Origin of the sequence: Brevibacterium sp. S22 (genome assembly GCF_004745485.1) — a bacterium.
GTDB lineage: Bacteria > Actinomycetota > Actinomycetes > Actinomycetales > Brevibacteriaceae > Brevibacterium.
This window is the reverse complement of the sequence record NZ_RHFG01000026.1, coordinates 39,414-57,206: the sequence shown is the minus strand read 5'-3', so window position 1 is coordinate 57,206 and position 17,793 is coordinate 39,414. Positions and strand designations below refer to the sequence as shown.

The 17,793-nt window shown below is 64.8% G+C and carries 19 protein-coding genes; 11 read left to right on the top strand and 8 right to left on the bottom strand.

Translation table 11 applies throughout. The features are described from left to right. Positions 1–234: 234 nt before the first annotated feature. Both EB835_RS20695 and EB835_RS16745 read left to right on the top strand, forming a co-directional pair. Positions 235–333: a formate dehydrogenase accessory sulfurtransferase FdhD gene (locus EB835_RS20695; protein ID WP_240688808.1), complete on the top strand. Its 99-nt coding sequence runs from the start codon at positions 235–237 to the stop codon at positions 331–333. A 44-nt stretch (positions 334–377) separates the two neighbouring features. Continuing rightward, positions 378–1,550 (top strand): aminotransferase class V-fold PLP-dependent enzyme, encoded by a 1,173-nt coding sequence (locus EB835_RS16745; RefSeq protein ID WP_205749968.1) that lies wholly within the window; start codon positions 378–380, stop codon positions 1,548–1,550. A 46-nt stretch (positions 1,551–1,596) separates the two neighbouring features. On the opposite strand, the gene EB835_RS16740 is transcribed toward EB835_RS16745, so the two are convergent. Beyond that, entirely contained in the window at positions 1,597–1,956 is a 360-nt protein-coding gene (locus tag EB835_RS16740) for a MerR family transcriptional regulator (protein WP_135810587.1), read from the bottom strand. A 92-nt stretch (positions 1,957–2,048) separates the two neighbouring features. Here EB835_RS16740 and EB835_RS16735 point away from each other — a divergent pair, with 92 nt between their 5' ends. From EB835_RS16735 to EB835_RS16725, 3 genes are all read left to right on the top strand, one after another. Then, on the top strand, positions 2,049–2,741 hold the full coding sequence (locus EB835_RS16735) for an SDR family oxidoreductase (protein ID WP_135810586.1): 693 nt from the start codon (positions 2,049–2,051) through the stop codon (positions 2,739–2,741). Positions 2,742–3,098: 357 nt separating this feature from the next. Beyond that, the gene (locus EB835_RS16730) at positions 3,099–3,332 is read left to right on the top strand and encodes a hypothetical protein (protein WP_135810585.1); all 234 of its coding nucleotides are present in this window, start codon (positions 3,099–3,101) and stop codon (positions 3,330–3,332) included. A 137-nt stretch (positions 3,333–3,469) separates the two neighbouring features. Then, the gene (locus EB835_RS16725; protein WP_135810584.1) at positions 3,470–4,756 is read left to right on the top strand and encodes an MFS transporter; all 1,287 of its coding nucleotides are present in this window, start codon (positions 3,470–3,472) and stop codon (positions 4,754–4,756) included. A gap of 92 nt (positions 4,757–4,848) precedes the next feature. On the opposite strand, the gene EB835_RS16720 is transcribed toward EB835_RS16725, so the two are convergent. Continuing rightward, complete coding sequence (locus EB835_RS16720; RefSeq protein ID WP_135810583.1) at positions 4,849–5,316, bottom strand: acetyltransferase; 468 nt, start codon at positions 5,314–5,316, stop codon at positions 4,849–4,851. 721 nt (positions 5,317–6,037) lie between these two features. Between EB835_RS16720 and EB835_RS16715 the strand changes: the two genes are divergently transcribed. Then, positions 6,038–6,505 carry a helix-turn-helix transcriptional regulator gene (locus tag EB835_RS16715; RefSeq protein ID WP_135810582.1) on the top strand — a complete coding sequence of 156 codons (468 nt, stop codon included), beginning with the start codon at positions 6,038–6,040 and terminating at the stop codon, positions 6,503–6,505. Positions 6,506–6,545: 40 nt separating this feature from the next. Here EB835_RS16715 and EB835_RS16710 read toward each other — a convergent pair whose 3' ends face one another. From EB835_RS16710 to EB835_RS16690, 5 genes are all read right to left on the bottom strand, one after another. Next, positions 6,546–7,703, bottom strand: a complete 1,158-nt coding sequence (locus EB835_RS16710; RefSeq protein WP_135810581.1) for a hypothetical protein — start codon at positions 7,701–7,703, stop codon at positions 6,546–6,548. Between the two features lie 3 nt (positions 7,704–7,706). Further along, positions 7,707–8,666, bottom strand: a complete 960-nt coding sequence (locus EB835_RS16705; RefSeq protein WP_135810580.1) for a cytochrome c biogenesis CcdA family protein — start codon at positions 8,664–8,666, stop codon at positions 7,707–7,709. Then, positions 8,666–9,412 (bottom strand): DsbA family protein, encoded by a 747-nt coding sequence (locus EB835_RS16700; protein WP_135810579.1) that lies wholly within the window; start codon positions 9,410–9,412, stop codon positions 8,666–8,668. The genes EB835_RS16705 and EB835_RS16700 overlap by 1 nt, the downstream gene beginning before the upstream one ends. 99 nt (positions 9,413–9,511) lie before the next feature. Further along, positions 9,512–10,720 carry a hypothetical protein gene (locus EB835_RS16695; RefSeq protein WP_135810578.1) on the bottom strand — a complete coding sequence of 403 codons (1,209 nt, stop codon included), beginning with the start codon at positions 10,718–10,720 and terminating at the stop codon, positions 9,512–9,514. A gap of 3 nt (positions 10,721–10,723) precedes the next feature. Then, complete coding sequence (locus tag EB835_RS16690) at positions 10,724–11,443, bottom strand: DsbA family protein (RefSeq protein WP_205749967.1); 720 nt, start codon at positions 11,441–11,443, stop codon at positions 10,724–10,726. Between the two features lie 127 nt (positions 11,444–11,570). On the opposite strand from EB835_RS16690, the gene EB835_RS16685 reads away from it, so the two are divergent. The 3 genes from EB835_RS16685 to EB835_RS16675 are packed head-to-tail and all read left to right on the top strand — an operon-like array spanning position 11,571 to position 13,497. Next, on the top strand, positions 11,571–12,131 hold the full coding sequence (locus EB835_RS16685) for a hypothetical protein (RefSeq protein ID WP_135810577.1): 561 nt from the start codon (positions 11,571–11,573) through the stop codon (positions 12,129–12,131). After that, on the top strand, positions 12,128–12,517 hold the full coding sequence (locus EB835_RS16680) for a BlaI/MecI/CopY family transcriptional regulator (RefSeq protein WP_135810576.1): 390 nt from the start codon (positions 12,128–12,130) through the stop codon (positions 12,515–12,517). Before EB835_RS16685 ends, EB835_RS16680 begins: the two co-directional genes overlap by 4 nt. After that, complete coding sequence (locus EB835_RS16675; protein ID WP_135810575.1) at positions 12,514–13,497, top strand: M56 family metallopeptidase; 984 nt, start codon at positions 12,514–12,516, stop codon at positions 13,495–13,497. The genes EB835_RS16680 and EB835_RS16675 overlap by 4 nt, the downstream gene beginning before the upstream one ends. A 55-nt stretch (positions 13,498–13,552) precedes the next feature. Here the strand turns inward: EB835_RS16675 and EB835_RS16670 are convergent, their stop codons facing one another. Further along, a complete protein-coding gene (locus tag EB835_RS16670) occupies positions 13,553–14,488 on the bottom strand; it encodes an Lrp/AsnC family transcriptional regulator (RefSeq protein ID WP_135810574.1) in 936 nt (311 codons plus the stop codon). 261 nt (positions 14,489–14,749) lie between these two features. On the opposite strand from EB835_RS16670, the gene EB835_RS16665 reads away from it, so the two are divergent. Next, the gene (locus tag EB835_RS16665; RefSeq protein ID WP_135810573.1) at positions 14,750–16,090 is read left to right on the top strand and encodes an MFS transporter; all 1,341 of its coding nucleotides are present in this window, start codon (positions 14,750–14,752) and stop codon (positions 16,088–16,090) included. After that, complete coding sequence (locus EB835_RS16660; protein WP_135810572.1) at positions 16,090–17,793, top strand: amidohydrolase; 1,704 nt, start codon at positions 16,090–16,092, stop codon at positions 17,791–17,793. Before EB835_RS16665 ends, EB835_RS16660 begins: the two co-directional genes overlap by 1 nt.

Below are 17,793 nucleotides of genomic sequence, written 5' to 3'. Positions count from 1 at the left end.
CGCTGAATGAGGTTCTTGGCGTACTGACCCGGGTGAATAAGTGATTCATGAGGAGGACGGTATCTGTCGAACAGGCCATGCGCGGTCAGATGTAAGTTCTGGTAGTCGATGACGATGGCTGTTCGCAGCTGCGACATTGCGGCTCCTGAAGGTAAAAAGCCTCGCCAGTCCCGGAGGACGGCGAGGAGCTATGTTGATGAGTATTGCACGAAGGTTTCGAAGTGTAAAGCGGCGATGGCTGTCGAGTACGGCAAGGATGTCGGCGTGAGCGTCATCGGCCTCGACCGTAAGGGCAGGTTCAACGCGTACTCGTACCCCGAACGCGTGGCCTGACTTCGCCGAGGCGGCTCCGCCGTTCCGGTGCTAGATTCGCTGGCATGGATATCAACGCCGATTCCGCACCGCCCGCACCCGAGCCGACCGACCCAGCCGTGTCCGCACCGCCCCTGACTATCACACAGGCCCGCGCCGAATGGGACGTGCACCGCACCTTTCTCGACACATGCTCCTACGGTCCGCCGCCTCGGCGAGGGTGGGATGCGATGCAGCGATCACTCGACGAATGGCGAGCCGGAAGTGTTCCCTGGCAGACGTGGGCGGAATCCGTCGATGCCAGCCGGGAGCTGTTCGGCCGGCTCGTCGGTGTGCCCGCCGATCAGGTGGTCACCGGGGCGGCCGTGTCCCAACTGCTCGCCCCGATCGCCGCAGCCCTGCCCGACGGAGCGGAGGTCCTGATCCCCGACATCGAGTTCACCTCCGGGGTCTACCCGTTCGCAGTCCACGCCGACCGCGGTGTGCGCGTGCGCACCGCGCCACTGACCACCCTCGCCGAGGCGGTCGATGAGTCCACGACGCTCGTCTCGTTCTCCGCCGCACAGTCAGCAACCGGCGAGGTTGCCGACATCCCGGCGATCACCCGCCGCGCTCGGGAAGTCGGAGCACTCACCGTCCTTGACGGCACTCAGGCGGCCGGATGGCTGCCGCTCAACGCAGCCGAGGTCGACTTCCTCGCCGTCGCCGCCTACAAGTGGCTGTGCGCCCCACGCGGAACCGCCTTCCTCACGATGCCATCGCAGGTGACAGGCGTCGACGGTTCCCATCTGCGCCGTACGGAGTTCTTCGACCGGCTCACACCTCTGGCCGCAGGCTGGTTCGCTGCCGGAGGCGGGGCCAGCTACGGGATGCCGATGCACCTGGCCGACGGTGCCCGCGCCTTCGACATCTCACCGGCCTGGCACTCCTGGGTCGGCATGGCCCCGGCGCTCGAGCTGGTCCTCGACGTCGGCGTCGAACAGATCCACACACATGACCTGGCTCTGGCCAACCGTTTCAGAGCCGGACTCGGAATGTCGGAATCGAATTCGGCAATCGTGACCATCGACCTCGACGACAGTCGGCACTCCTGGCCCGGCGCCCTTGATCGCCTCGACGCAGCCGGGGTGCGATACTCGCAGGCCGGAGGAAACATGCGCTTCGGATTCCACCTGTTCAACGACGAGGCCGATGTCGATACTGCGCTCAACGCTGTGACGGACGGCGTGACTTATTGAAGTGCGCCCTCGGGCATCAGCGTGTGCGCAGACTCCTCATCCAAGCTCAGAGCGAGGCGAGAATGCTTTCCAGTCTATTCGCGGTCGCCTCGAGCTCCCGGGCTTGTGCAAGAAGCTTCTTGTGCTCGCGCTGCAGTGTTGCCACGGTGTCAGCAGTCGCTGAACCGTTCATACAGGGCAGAAGCTCACGAATCACCTCGGTGCCGAGGCCGGCGTCGATGAGCCTGCGATAGAGGAGGACTCGCTCGACAGAGTCAGGCGGGTAGCGACGTTGGCCTCCTCCGGTGCGCTGCGGAGCGAGGAGGCCCTGCTCCTCGTAGTAGCGGAGAGCGCGCGGACTGCTGCCGGCACGACGTGCCGTCTCTCCGATTGTTAACAGGGTGGACGACTTCGGGTTCTGTGACATGCGCCTCATTGGCTTGAACGTGACATGGACGTCAGATTCTAGCATCGAGACACCCTCCTGAACCGGCGGGAAATGCGAAAGGAAGCACGGTCATGAAAATCAAGAACAGCGTCGCCATCGTCACAGGAGCGAACCGCGGACTGGGGAAGCAGTTCGCCGCTCAGCTGCTCGAGCGCGGTGCCGGGAAAGTCTATGCGGCAGCGCGCCGTCCAGAGCTGGTCGAACTGCCCGGAGCCGAGGCCATCCGTCTCGATGTCACCGACCAGCAGCACGTCGATGATGCGGCTCGTGCGGTCGGTCGAGCAGACATCGTCATCAACAACGCTGGATTCTCATCCTTCGCCCGACTCATCGATGGGGAGATGGACGACATCAAGGCAGAGATCGAGGTCAACTATGTCGGTGCACTGCGCATGGTCAGAGCCTTTGCGCCAGCCATGCGTAACCGCGGTCGAGGCGCTTTCCTCAACGTCTCCTCTGTGATGGCCTGGCTGGGTTACGAGCACTCGAACTCCTATGGAGCGTCGAAAGCGGCGAATTGGGCGATGTCGAACGGGCTGCGTGAAGAATTGGCTGGGGCGGGCATCCAGGTCAGCTCCTTGCTGCTCGGAAGCACGGACACCGACATGATGGCAGGAATCGACGTTCCCAAGAACCACCCTGGAGAGCTCGTCACCGCTGCACTCGACCAGTTCGAGGATGGAGTCAACGAGATCCTGGCAGACGATGCCGCCAAGGCACTCAAGGCAGGTCTGTCAGGCGACCGCGGTCGCTTCGCCGACTGACGCAGCACTTGAGCGTCAGCTGACTCCGGGTCGACCAGCTCGATCCGCACCTGGACCGTCCCGCACCCCGACCAATCCAAACGCCGACCTCGGAGGGAATTCGATAACACAGCCATAACGATCGCTTGGGCGTTCTCCGACGGCGGAGAGTCAACCGGCCCCAGCCGTCGGGGCAGGACGGCCTTTGTGAAAGATCTGCAACATTCAACATTTTCTTCATGTGGCGATCGGACCGCGAACTCGGGGCTAATCTTGCTCTCGGTGCCTGTCCTGCACGCAAGGGACGGCCGCAACTGACAGACCACTGCGCATCTCAGCTGCACCAAGCGAGGATGCCGAGAACGAGATGGAGTGACGATGACCTACACCCTGCAGGCCGTTGAGAACTCGGATGAGAAGACAGACCTGGTCAAGCGGTCCTGGACCGGGGCGCTCATCGTCATCGTCGCCGCCATATTGGGTGGGCTGCTGGCATGGAATGAACAGCACCCCATGGCGGTGGCACTCGCCATCCTCGTCGGCGGTGCCGGCATCCTCGCCGTTGACATCGCCTTGGCCTACCGCTCCTCGGTACGACGCTCGAAAGGCTGAACCGCGCGGGAACCGCACCCGTTCCGTCGAAGCCAAAAGACGGCGGCTGAGCCACCGCAGCTGAGACAGCACAACATCCGCCGTCCGCCTCCGACTAGCATGCTGACTTGAAGCATGCCGGCGACAGGAGGTGAGTGATGACCGGCCACGACCAGAGGGCCCCAGGCATCGGCCTGCTGACCGTCCTCCTCGGCGCCGTCGCAGCCGGACCGATCCTGCTCTACGGGCTCAGCGCCACGAGCGATTCGATCATCGCCGAGCTCGGCATCTCCGAAGCCCATTTCGGACTCCTGGCCACCACCTGCTTCGGTGCCGCCGCGATCGGCAACGCCACGCTGGGCCGCCTCGCCGATCGGCATTCCGACCTCTCGCTCATGGCGTTCATCTTCGTCCTCGCCACACTCGCGCTGCTTCTGGTGGCCGTGCCCGACGGATTCTGGATGCTGCTGCTCGCCGCCGCCCTGTCCGGCATCGCCCAATCCTTCCCCAACGGCGTGACCAACCGGATCCTGTTAGAGCGCGTTCCGGACTCCAAGCGCATCGGCTGGGTCGGCATCAAACAGTCCGGAGTCCAGGTCAGCCAGCTCGTCGCAAGCCTGCTCTTCCCCGTCCTCGCAATCGGCATCGGCTGGCGCGGCGCGGCCCTGACCACAGCCATTATCCCGCTCGTCCTCCTCGCGATGACCTGGCAGTCGCTGCGCACCACCCCGCTGCTGCCCACCGCACCGTCGAAGGTCGAAACCTCCGCCGAGGAGGCCGGCACCAACCCTCCCAAAGAAGAGACCGACACCCCCGCCGAGGCGGCCGACCGTTCCGCCGAACCGGCCACCACCCGCCCGGCGAAGCACCCAGGAATGGTGTGGGCGCTCGCCGCCTTCGGGCTCATCAACGGCATCGGCGTGCAGGCGACGAACGTGTACATGCCCCTCTTCGCCGTGCGCGAGATGGGCTTCAGCCTCGTCCTCGGCGGCGCCACGGCAGCACTGGCCGGAGTCATCGGCGTCATCGCCCGGGTCACCTGGGCCAGACGCATGGCCAAAGGAGCCTCAGGCCCTCACCTGCTGCTCATCCTCGCCCTCATCGCCCTGACCGGAGCGGTGCTCTTCTTCGTCGCCGATGCCGCCGGCTGTGCGGCGCTCGTCTGGTTGGCCGTGGCCTTCCACGGCATCTCCGCGCTCGGGGTCTCCGTTGTGCTCATGGCCGCGCTCATGCGTGCCATCCCTGCGGCATCAATGGTCTCGGCCAGCGGAATGGTCACGGCCGGAATGTTCTTCGGCTTCGCGCTCGGTCCGCTGGGGATGGGTGTCATCGTCGGTTCGCCGGGCGGCTTCGAACTCGGCTGGATCGCTGTCGGCATCACCTACCTGCTGTGCATACTGCTCGCCCTCGTGCTCATTCGCGTGAACTCTCGAGGCAGACGGTGAAGCCAGCGATGAAAGGTTGGGCTGAACATCGCCGGTCGTCTGTGACCATTCGCCGGTGCAAGGGGAGGCTCGCAGCTCGCGAACCAGGCGAATCAGCTCAATTGCAGATGCAGCAGCGGATACGGTCGTCCGGCCTCGTCGGTTTCGCTGCGAGCGACCAGGTGGAAACCTCGACGAGTATAGAACTCCACCGCTTGGCGATTCTGTTCATTCACATCGACGTTCCTGACGCCGTGATCGTTGACGGCGCGGCTGAGAAGTCTCGTGCCGATGCCGGTGCCGCGCTGCTCAGCGTCGATGAACAGCATCTCGAGGTTTCCGTCGAGGACACCCGAGAATCCCACCGGTCGACCATTCAGCTCTGCGATGGTGAGCGACACAGCGGGGAAGTAGTCAGACTCCAGTTTGGATTCGATCTGACTTCGGTCCGACTCGGAAAGGAAGTCGTGAGTCGCGTCGACCGCGCTTCGCCAGATGGCGACGAGGGGCGCAAAGTCCTCTGGTCCGCGTGACGACCGAATTCTCAGTTCACCTGCGCCGAGGTCCGGCTGCTCATTCATATCTCGATTATGTCAGGGCAGTCACACGGCACACGATCCGGCCTTCTGCATCGCCGGCAGCACGCTCTACGGCGTCTCGGAGTCCTCGGCGACGCGGTCGCGCTCGCCCTCTACGTCAGTCCTCGAAGCTAGACTCACAGTCGGCAGAAACTTTGCGGCAGGAATCTGTTTACACACACGAAAGGGCGGATAGGGTGGCGGCCCGTATCACTTCGGCGCGACCGACGTTTGCCCTGGCGCTCGAATACGAAACGACGGCACGTGGGATTACTGAGCCTGGCGCATATGAGGAGTGCTTGTGACTCCAGCACGTTCTGAGCACTACCGCATTCCGTCCAAAGACGTGAATGGTCGGTTAAAGCCGCAGCTGCGAGACTTGGGCAAAATGATGTTGGACCTCGGATGGAGATTCTACTCAAGCGGGCACGGTATGAGGGCTGTCTGCCCAACGGGTCGATGCGAGATCCAGTTCAACAGCACGCCGCGGGTTCCTGACATTGACGCAAAACGTGTACGCACAAAACTCTCGAACTGTGACCATCGGTCAGATCCGGCACCGAAGCCAGCCGTGCTGAAACGTTTGCGAAAGGTACTCGGCAGGTGAAATCAACCGGAGACCATAGCGTCTCGAAATCTTTTTGTTTACACTTGACAACTAGAGAAACTGGCAGCCAAAGCGCTGGCGCAACCGTTCGTCTGCCATTCAACGTGAGGAGTTGAGGTGCTCTACTACGATCTTCGCTTCCAGCTCAAGCGTGCCGTCACTGATTCTGAAGCTATGGATTACGGCGAGAGAGGCTATTTTTTCGACTCCACAGACGGAGTCCCCTTCGTCACGATAGACGTTTCCGGTGGTGTGGCTGCGCACGAAGCATTGTACGAAGCGCATCACAAATTGATCGCGGATGGAATTGAAGTCGTGCGGGCAGTCCCCAGCTTCGTGACCGTCAGTTCGATGGCTGATCGGTTCGGCGTGTCCCGGCAAGCTGCTCAGCGCTGGTCCAAGGACGATTCGTTTCCGTTGCCAGTCATCACCGATGGCACGAGTCTTTGGTACTGGCCGGAAGTTCGCGAATGGGTTCAGTCGGAACGACGCAAGAAGACTTTTGACGATTGTCTATACCCGTCTTTTGGAGACTACACGCTGTTCAATGCTTCTCTCCTCGGCGCCGATACATCTGCGGCCTGATTGTTCCGAGTCGTTCAAGCAATGACCGCGGGTCGCGCCTCTAACTCTCGCCCGTCTCCTCGACGACACGATCGGTGGCCAGCAGCGTCCGGTCGCCTGCCTGCACTGTGCCCAGACCGTCCGGGGTGAATGCTGCCGGCACCGCGACCACACCTGAGCCGTCGGCCGGGTAGCCGCGGGCAAGACTGCCGGTCGCGGCATTGTGGACGCGCAGCGTGCCACCCTCGCGCAGATAGATCAGGCCCCCGACCGCCGCCTCGAGGTCGACCGACTGCGGCACCGAGACCGGCAGCTCGTTCTTGCCCGTGTCATCGATGACCGTCAGCCCCTGCTTGCCGAGCGTCACGATGGCCCCGGTGTTCGCATCCTGGGCGACCCCGCGGGCGTCGCCATCGAGCAACTCGCCTGTTTCGCGGTCGAGCACCGGACCGACTCCGTCACCGGCGTCGAGGGCGATGACATCCTCGCCCGGATCCGCCTCGGCGACGGCGCGCAGCTCATCGGCGTTCCAGCCGTTGTCCGGCAGCGACAGCTCCCAGGACTGCTCACCGGTGGCGCGCAGCCTCTCGCCGTCGATGCTCAGTATCGTGCCCCGATACTCGCCGAGGCGGCGCACGTCCGAGGATCCGTCCTGCACCGCCTCGCCGGTGGCCGGATCGAGGGCGAGAGCCTCGGCGGGTTCGGCATCCTCGGCGGCGAAGACCGTGCCCGGTCCGCGCATCGGGCCGGGCACATCGACCGGCCCCCACACCTGCTCGCCGGTTTCGAGGTCATAGGCGCTCGCGGTGACATCCTCGTCGCAGTCCGTCGACGACTCGGAATCGGTGAGCACGGCCAGCGGAGTGCCGTCGGCACCGACGCTGATGGTGAATCCGGTGCATCCGCTCGGTCGTTGCGCCTGCCACAGTGTGGAGCCGTGGACGTCGACGGCGGAGAAGTCGAGTCTCTCGTCACCGGCGGCTGCGGAGAGGAAGACCTCGCCGAGGTGCGCCGGCGGCAGGTCCCACCCGGGTTCGACGAGTTCGAGGGGTTCGATGATCAACGGCAGCTGCAGATCGGAGGAGTCGACGGCGTCGAGTTCGATCGTGACCTGCTCGGGCGTCCGGTCGAAGTCATCCGGGGCGTGGGAACAGCCCGCGAGGACAAAGACGCCGATGAGCGGTCCGGCGAGGGCGGAGAGGAATCTGCGGCTGTGCATGGCTCAGTGCTTCGCCCCCGGTGAACGCGACGGCTTCGCCGACTCCTCAGCGGAGGCGGTATCGCCCTGTTCGGAAGCTGCGGTGCCCCGATTCGCGACCGAGGCGGTACCGCCCTGGTCCGCGTCAGCGGCTCGCCGGGCGCGGCGACGCTCATGGCGGAACCACAGAGCGATCGCGAGCACTGCCAGCACGCAGACGACGATGATGTCGGTCGTCGTCGAGGACCACGAGCTCACCCATTCCTGCGCATGGGCCAAGGTAGTCGTCGGCACCAGCGACGGGACCGAGACGAGGCCGTTCGTCGCCCAGAACACGATACCGATCGCGATCATCAGGACACCGGTGACCATCGAGACGATCGGCAGCCTGCGACCGAAGAACGAGACAGAACCTCCGCGGAGGACCGACCGCGTCCGGGTGCCCACGCGGGTCCACAGGGCCGCGATGATGAACAGCGGCACGACCATCCCGGCCCCGTAGACGGCGAGCATGATGCCGCCGAGGGCGAAGCTGCCCTTGGTCGCGGCCAGGGTGAGCACAGCGCCGAGGATGGGCCCGGCACAGACTCCGGCGATCCCGCTCGTGGCGCCGAGGAGGAAGGTCTTCGTCCATCCCGTCGCCTGCGCGGAACGCTGCCGGGCGGCGTCGGCTCCCGGCAGCATCTTGGCCGGGTCGAAGCCGAAGCCGAAGAACTGGACGATGCCGAGCACGATGAGGATGACCGAGGCGACGAGGACGATCGCGCCGCGGTGGGAGGTGAACAGGGCCCCGAGCGTGCCGGCGCCCATGCCCAAGGGGATGAGTACGAGCAGCATGCCCACATAGAAGATGAGACCGTGAAGGATCAGCCGTGACCCGGCACCCACGGTCGAGCCGAAGAACGCTGGGAGCAGCAGTGCGGCGCACGGGCTGAGCAGAGCAAGGATTCCGCCGATGAAGGCGCTGATCAGGCTGATGTCCATCAGTTCTGTCCTTTCTTCGCCGCCTCGACGGCATCGACGAAGACGTCCGTGGGCTGAGCGCCGACATACGGTTGCCCATCGAGGATGAATGTCGGTGTGGAGAACGCACCGAGGTCGGTGCCCATGGCGGCATTGTCAGCCACCGCATCGGCGGTCTCCGGGGAGTTCATGTCCGTGGTGAATTGTTCGGTGTCGAGGCCGATCTCTTCGGCGACTGCGGTCAGGGCTTCGGGAGTGAGCTCATCGGGGGAGCGGGGCTTGCCACCTGAGAACACGGTGTTGTGGAACTCCCAATGCTTGTCCTGCAGGGCTGCGGCATAGGCGGCCTTCGCGGCCTGTTCGGACGCCGAACCGAACACATTGACCTCGCGCCATTCGATGCGCAGATCCCCGGAGTCGACGTAGTCGAGCATCGTCGGCAGCGTGTCCTGCGACCAGGCGGCGCAGTAGGGGCACTGGTAGTCGGAGAAGACGACGAGTTTGACCGGTGCGTCGACGGGCCCATCCGACATGGGATCCGATTCTTCACCAGAGTCGACCTCACCGAGGTCGGACTGCTCGGGGTCGGCGACCTCGGTGACGACAACCTCGGATTCAGGACCGGCACCACCGGCTGTGGGCGCCGATTCGTCCTCGCCGCCGCGGTCGATGACGAGGATCATGAGCACAAGAGCCGCGGCCGCGAGGACGACCGTGGCGGGTATCCACCAGCGGTACTGGGGGCGCGGCGCCGCATGCTTGGCCATGCACTCACTCCTCGATTACTAAGATGCTTAGTAAACTATAGGTCATCGGTCTCACGGGTCGAAAGCGGCGGATCGACCTCCGTCGGCTTCGATGGGCAGTCAATACTGCGCTGGTCGGTCCTCGGTCGGGATGAGCAGGGGGCTTGCGGGGTCGCCGACGAGGAGAGCGCCGGAATCGGAGATATGGTGGGGTGCGCCGAAATCTCCATGCTCTGGTGCTTCCTCGGCGGCGTCGAGGATCTGTCCGTCGTCGGCCGACCGCGACTGTGTGCCATCGTCGTCCGCATCTCCGGCGCCTGATTCGGTGACGATGAATCCGGCCCCGACGGCGGCGAGTTCGGCGTCCCCGTCCAGTGGTGCGTCCCACCGCTTCGTTCCGTCGAGGTCGAAGCCGTGCAGCGTCGAGTCGCTGGTCACCAGCGTGCGGCTGTGCGAATCGAAGCCCGCGCTGTCGATGTCGGTGGCGATGGTGTCTCCCGAGCGCAGATCGATCAGAGTGCGCTGTCGGCCGCCGCTGCCGATGAGTGCATGGGAGCCCCCGACAGTCTCCCAGGGGGTCTCGCGGGCCTCAGCGGCCGTGAGTCCGAGGTCCGCGACGGGGCGAGTCCACAGTCGTCGACCCTCGAGATCCTCGCCGACGAGCTCTTCTCCGTCTGAGAGGACGAGATGGCTGTCGAGGAGCGCGAGGATCCGCGGTGAGGAGTCGTCCTCGGTGGCCAGTTCCACTCCGCTGGCGGGGTCGAGGGCGGTGCGAGGTCCGCCGGCGCCGATGAAGTCCTTCGGCGGGCCGGCGAAGACGAGACCGCTGCCGAGCAGCGGTCCGGGCACCTCGACGGGCCCCCAGAGCCTCTTGCCGGTATGGAGATCGAAGCCCGAGGCCGTCGATGCCAGCGAACCGCCCGCACCTGACTGCTGGTCCATGAGCACGGCCACCGGCCCGTTCGCGGAGCCGCTGACGAGGAAACCAGAGCACACGCGCGGACGCTGAGCCGACCATAGAATCGTGCCGTCGGAATCGACGGCGCGGAACTCGAGGGCGGAGTCGGCCTCGTGCAGCGACAGGAACACGTCTTCGGCCTCCTGCGCGGCCACGTCCCAGCCGGGGTCGATGGCCCCGGTCCCGCTCTCCCCGGCACCGGCGGTCCCCGAGTCGTTCGTCTCGGCCGGGCGGAGTGTCTCGGCCGGCGAGTGCACCGGTCGGGGGTCGGCCGATTCGCTGTTCGCATCAATGCCGGAGCAGGCGGTCAGGGAACCCAGAGTGAGCAGGCAGGCGGGCAGGACCATGGCGGGTGACGTGGAGCTGGTCATGTCTTAACTCTCAGCTCGGGCGAGCGCCTCATCGACGGCGTCGGTGAACTGCTGAGTCGGCTGTGCGCCGAGCAGCGGTGTGCCACCGATGATGAAGGCCGGGGTGCTCGAGACACCGATTGACTGCCCTTCGGCGGCGACGGTGTCGAATTCGTCGTGGGCCTCGGTCGAATTCATATCCTGTTTGAACTGCATCGGGTCGAGACCGAGGTCCTCGCCGAGGCTGACGAGCGAGTCATCGTCGAGCTGAGACTTCGGGCGGTGCTCGCCGCCTTCGAACAGGGCATTGTGATAGTCCCAATACTCATCCTGCTGGCCTGCGGCGAAAACGGCGCGCGCGGCCCGCTCGGACTCCTCCCCGAAGACGGCGAGGTCACGCATCTCGATGCGCAGATCGCCGGAGTCGACGTAGTCCATCATCGCCGGCAGGGTGTCCTCGTTCCATGTTGCGCAGTAGGGGCACTGGTAGTCGGAGTACATGACGAGGGTGACCGGAGCATCGACGTCACCGACCGCATTCGCCTCCTCGGCATCTCTGTGCTCGACGAACGACAAGTCGACGTCGTCTTCGGCGGAACCGCTCTGCGCATTCGAACTCTGCCCCTGGGCATCGGCGTCTGAGCCGCCTTGGTTGGCGATGACGATGCCGATGACCACAGTGGCGAGGATGATGACGGTCAGCGGGACGAGCCAGAACATGGGGCCGCGTTCGGTGCGAAGCACAAAAGCCTCCTGAGGATGAAGTCGTTGGGGGTGCGACCGGGTCGGTGTCGATTCATTTACTATGAAACATAGTATACTAACCTGCATAGTAGACTCGTACCGATTGCCGCATCGGAGAAGGAGCCTCATGCTCATTAATGCTGTCAAAGACGCGTACCGGGGCCTCCTGCTCTGGGACCGCCGGCGCATCGGTGCAGCGTCGGCTGCCGCGGCAGGCTCTGCTGTGGTCATCGGACTTGCGACAGTGCTCATTCCCAATTCCCTCTTCGCCCGCGACGTCCCGCCCGTGTGGTGGGACTATCCGGTGTGGATCCTCACCGCGGTTCTGCTCGGCGTGCTCATCGCCAGCTATGTGCGCAGCCCCGGGTCCGCCTCCGAGGTAGGGGCGGGTGGCCAGGACTCCGCGTCCCAGGAGCGATCGAGCAGCCCGGATGTCGCCTCCGAGCGGCGCTCGGGTGTCCTCGGCGGCGTGGGCGGAGTGCTCGGATGGTTCGCCGTCGGATGCCCGGTGTGCAACAAGATCGCGTTGCTGGCCCTGGGCTACACTGGCGCCTTGACCTACTTCGCACCGCTCCAGCCGATCCTGGCTGCGGCGTCGGTCGCCCTCCTGCTGGCGGCCGTGATCATCCGTCTCAAAGGGCAGTACTCGTGCCCGATTCCTTCGCCCGAAAGGAGCGTCCGCTCATGACCCACACCGATGAACAGGGCGGGGCCTCCTCGCCGATCCGCCTCGGCGCGCTCGAGAAGCAGGTGATGGGTATGCTGTGGGACCACGGGCCGCTCACGGTTCGGCAGATCATCGAACTCTCGGAGGCCGAGCCCGCGTACACGACCATCGCCACTGTGCTGACCAACCTCGAACGCAAGGGGCTCGTCAGCCGCGAGCGTCACGGTCGCTCGGTTCTCCACGCTCCGGTCGTCAGCCGTGAGCAGCACACGGCGCGGACGATGCAGGCGGCCCTGGTCGACGGCGGAGATCGCGCGGCCTCGATCCTCCACTTCGTCGAGGGCATCGATGCCGCCGACATCCGCCTGCTGCGCGACTACCTCGATGAGAAGGGCACTGCCGAATGAGCCTGCTGATCGGCGGTGCGTGCGTCGCCGCGCTCGCCTTCGTCCTCGCCTGGGCCGGGCCCGCCCTCGTGCGCTCTGCCGCGCCGGTGCTCATGCGTGTGCCGCGGCTGGCGGTGTTCGCCCTCCTGTCCCTGCCGATCCTGTTCTGGGCCGTGGTGTCCGCGCTCAGCCTCATGGCTGCCTGGCTGCTCAAAGGCCCCGATGTGCTGCCGATGCCCATCGGCGATGTGTGCCAGCGCTGCCTCATCGCAGCGAACCCCTTCGGCGGTGCTCAGATCGACACGCTCATCCCGGTCGTCCTCTTCCTCCTCCTGCCCCTGGCGGTCACCCTCGGATTCCTCATCCGCGGTGGGCTTCTGGCCAGGCGGCGGCATCGTAAGAACACTGAGACGGCTCGACTCCTCGGCCGGGAAGCCGCCGACGTCGAGGTGGCCGGCCGGTCCGTCAAGACCGTGAGCGACCACCGGCATCTGGCGTTCTCCCTGCCGCGCAGGTACGGGGGAGTGGTGCTGTCTGCGAATCTGTGTTCAGCGCTGGAGCACGGTGAGTTGACGGCAGTGCTCGAGCACGAGAGGGCCCACGTCGACCAGGGCCACCACGCGATCATGGCCGTGGTGGAGACCTTCGTGCGACCGCTGCGGTTCATCCCGCTCTTCGCGGAGGTCGCCGCCTCCGTCCCGCTCTACCTCGAGATCGCGGCCGATGATCGTGCGCGGAAGGTCGCAGGGACTCCCGCGCTCGCCAGTGCCCTGCTGAAGATCGGGCCTCAGATGACAAAGGGCAGCCACCTCGGCGGTTCGTATGCGCTGAATATGGCCGGGCCTGACCGGGTTCGGCAGCTCGTGGCTCCCGTGAAGATGTCACCGGGGCTGCTTCCGACGGCGGCTCTGAGCAGTGCGCTGACCGCCTTCTGCGTCCTCTTCTCCTCGGTCATCGCCACCTATGTCGGTGTTCTGCTCGCCGGCTGCACTCTGCCCTGAGGGCGCAGGTGCCGGTGGGTGTGAGCGAGCCCGATTCTGCCTTCCATCCGGACTCTCACAACCGCAGCTCTTGTCCGACGCTGCGAGCGTACCCCTCCTTGACGAGGTCGAGGTGCGTCCACGAATCCAGAGAAGCGACCTCGGCCAGGCTGCGCAGGGACTCGACGGCAGTGAGCACTTCGCCGGAGGCATGGCCATGGACGGTGGCGATGAAGTCGAAGGCGCCGTGGGTACGAGCCGCGAAGTCGATTGCTGGTGTGGCCAGGATGAGCTCTCGGATTGCGTCGAGGCTGCCGCGGGCCGAGATGCCCAGACCGATGGAGAACCGGTTGCGTGAGATTCCGCCGGGACGGATCGCCGAGATGCGGATGACACCAGCGTCGAGGAGCTTCGCCACCCGCTCTCTTACTGAAGAAGGGGACAGATGGACCTCATCGGACAGAGTCTTGAAGCTTGTGCGACCATCGCGCTGGAGCATCGCAATGATGGCGATGTCGATCGGATCGGGTGAGACGTCCTTGCGCGCGTTCGAGACGAAGAAGCCTTTGAGCACCTCGACATAGGTGGTCAGACGGATCGAGCGGACACCTGGGATCGCGCGCACGGCAGCGAGCATCTCGTCGAGTTCGCTGAGATCGCCATGTCGGAACTCGACGACGATCGGACGCATGCCGCTGACCAGGGAGACCAGCACGGCGTCGGAATAGTCGGCGATCCGGTGAGCGATCGGGGCTGCTGCGCCCTCGACGTCGAGCATCGCATGGACGAGCACCTCGTGGCCGGCGAATCCGGGATCCACGGCCGCCACGACTTTGACACCCTCCTCGTCGATGAGACGGCGCACCCGCTGCGAGGCGAGATCGCGCGAGATGCCGAGCATGCGAGCAAGGTCGAGAATGCTCGCGCGACCGTCGGCCTGCAGCGCTCGGACGAGAGCGGCATCAAGGTCACCGAGATCCCGCTGAGCGTCAGCGCCCTCCGAGGTCGTCATCGGCAGGAACCTCCCATCAGTAACCCGCGGTGGTTCGGAGCAACTCCAAAACCATGATTCAGTCAATTCTATCTCGCAGAAATTCGGTCGATGATTATCTTCAGCAGATGATATGAGTGAAATGTCGAAATCTATCGCCAGAACCGCGATCAGTTGGGCCACTGGACCGGTCGCCTCCCTGACGAACACATGCAAAAACCTCTATATTCGGCGAAGGCACACATCATGCCGACGAATCACATTCGAGCAAGGGAGCTCCACATGCCTTCCACGCACCCGGGCCAGGCCAAGACGCATCGCAAAGCACTGAAGTCGGGCTTCGCGGCCGCTGTCGGCACCACCGTCGAATGGTACGACTTCTACGTCTATGCCACCGCCGCAGCCATCGTCTTCCCCCAGGTGTTCTTCCCCGAGGTCGACAGGTCGCTGGGAACTCTTGCCTCCTTCGGCACCTACGCCGTGGCCTTCTTCATGCGTCCTCTGGGCGGAATCATCTTCGGCCATGTCGGCGACCGCCTCGGTCGCAAGCCCGCACTGACGATCACACTGCTCATCATGGGTGTCGCCACCGTTCTCGTCGGCTGCTTGCCCGACTACGCCACAGCCGGAATGCTCGGCCCCGTCCTCCTCATCGTCTTCCGGATGTTCCAGGGGCTGGCCGTGGGAGGCGAGTGGGGCGGAGCGAGCCTCATGTCGGTCGAGTCCGCGCCCGAGAAATGGAAGACCTTCTACGGCGGATTCACACAACTGGGGAATCCGCTCGGGGCCCTGCTGTCCTCAGCGGCCTTCTGGATCCTTGCCGCAGCCGGCGACGACGTGCTCATGACCTGGGGATGGAGGATCCCATTCCTGTTCTCCGTCATCCTCATCGGCGTCGGCATCTGGGTGCGACTGCGGATCGAGGAGACACCAGTATTCGAGAACGAAGCCAAACAGGAGAAGGACTCGACTCCGATTCTCTACGCGCTCAAGTTCAATTGGCTGCCCATCCTCATGGGTATGGGAATCATCGCTATGTCTTCGGGTGGCTACGTCATCGCCACGACCTTCGTCCAGAACTACGCCACCGGACCCGATGTCGCCATCGGTGCCGATACCATCCTCGCCGCCATGACCGTCGCCTCCTTCGTCGAGGCGGTCGTCACTCTGCCGTTGGCTGCGCTCGGCGACAAGTGGGGAGGCAAGATGCTCATGTACCTGGGCATCGGATTGTCATTCGTCACCATGATTCCGCTCATCCTCTCGATCGAGGCCGGCAATGTCGCCGTGATGTTCGTCCTGGTCTCCGCCATCCGACTCACGCTCTCAGGTGCATGGGCCCCGCTCTCAGCCCTCATGGCGCACATGTTCCGACCGCAGGCCCGCTACACCTCGATGTCTCTGTCCTACGGTCTCGGTGCCGCCATCTGGGGCGGACTCTCACCGGCGATCGCCAGCGGGCTCATGACCTTGACCGGCAGCATCTGGTCGGTTGTCGCCTTCTTCGGACTGCTTTCGGTCGTCGCCTGGCTCGGCACGGCCTTCGCCCCACAGCACCGTGATGCCGTAGACACGGCAGCACCGACCACCGATCTGACCAACCAACCCCGAGGAGATCACTGATGCGCAGACTTGCCACCTTCGACGACCGCGATTCGCAGCCGACAATCGTCACCGCCGATCACATCCACACCGTCGATGACGTGAATCCGAGCGCAGAGGCGATGTTCATCGCAGGCGGAACGATCAGGGCCATCGGCTCTCGTGCCGAGGTGGAAGCGGCGGCATCAGGGGCCGACCCCGTCCGCATCGACCGGCCCGGGACCACGATCGTGCCCGGCTTCGTCGACGCCCACGCCCACCCGCTCATGTACGGGCAGATGCTCACCTGGATCGACGTGTCACCGGACAAGGCAGGCACGATCCCAGCGATCATCGAACTCATGCGCGAAGGCGCGAAGAGACTGCCGGCAGGAACACCGATCCGCGGGTACGGCTACGAGCAGCGCAATCTCGCTGAGCGGAGGCACCCGCGCAAGGAGGAGCTCGACGAGATCGCCACCGACCGCGAGGTCTACATCATGAATTCCTCCGGCCACGGGGGAGTGGTCAACTCCTTCACCTTCGAGAAGTTCGGCATCACGAAGGAGACGCCGAACCCCGAAGGCGGCGAATTCTTCCGCGACGCTGACGGTGAGCTCACCGGTGAACTCTCCGATGCGGCCTGCAACGTCCTCACCGGACTCCACGGTGTCAAGATCGGCCATCACGGACCGAACTTCCACCTCGGCGACGAGGCCGCCGAACACCAGCACCAGCTCGATCTCGTTCAGCGAGAATTCCTGGCAGGCGGCGTCACCGCCATCGGCGATGCACAGGTGTCGAAGCGGGAATTCGCCGCCTACCTGACGATGGTCGACCGGGGAGCGCTGGATCTGCGGGTGTCCATGTACTTTCTCTCCCACCTCCTCGACCAGGTCATCGATCTCGGCCTGACCGGTCCTTTCGGCAACGCCTTCCTCTCAGCGACCGGGATCAAACTCTATGCCGACGGCACCCTGGGCGGCTGGACCGCCTACTTCCCCGAAGGCTATGTAGGCGACCCCTGCCGCACCGGCCAGCTCTACCACGACCCGAGAGAATACGCCGAGCTGCTGTCCCGAGCTCATGCGCACGGATTGCAGACAGCTACGCATGCCCAATCACCGACCGCCATCGCCATGGTCGTCGACGCAGTTGAGAAGGCTCTGGGTGAGCGACCGGATGCCGATGCCCGACATCGGATCGAGCACTGTGGACTGCCGACTGAGGCAGACATCACCCGGATGGCCGAGCTCGGCATAAGGCCGGTCAACCAGACTCAGCACTACTTCAACTGGGGCGAGGGCGTCGAGCAGGCGATCGGCACACCGGGAGAGCGATTCAACCCCCTCGGCGAATTCCTCGCGGCCGGTGTCCCCGCCACCATCTCCTCCGATGCCCCCGTCGCCGAGCCCCGACCGCTCGAAGCGATACAGGCGGCGGTGACCCGGGTGACACGGCGCGGTGCCAAGCTCGGTCCCGACAGTCTGCGGATCACCGCCGCCCAGGCACTGAGGGCCCACACCCTGGAAGGAGCGACCTCCCTGGGCCGGGAGAACGAGTTCGGTTCGCTGGCCGTCGGAAAGCGTGCAGACTTCGTCGTCCTCGACGCCGACCCGTTGGCCGTCGACCCGGCCGAGATCGCTGGCATCGGGGTTCGTGAGACCTGGGTCGACGGCAGCATCCGTCGCTTCGCCGAAGGCCTGACCTCCAGCGATCATCATCGTCCGACGGAAGAGGTCTGA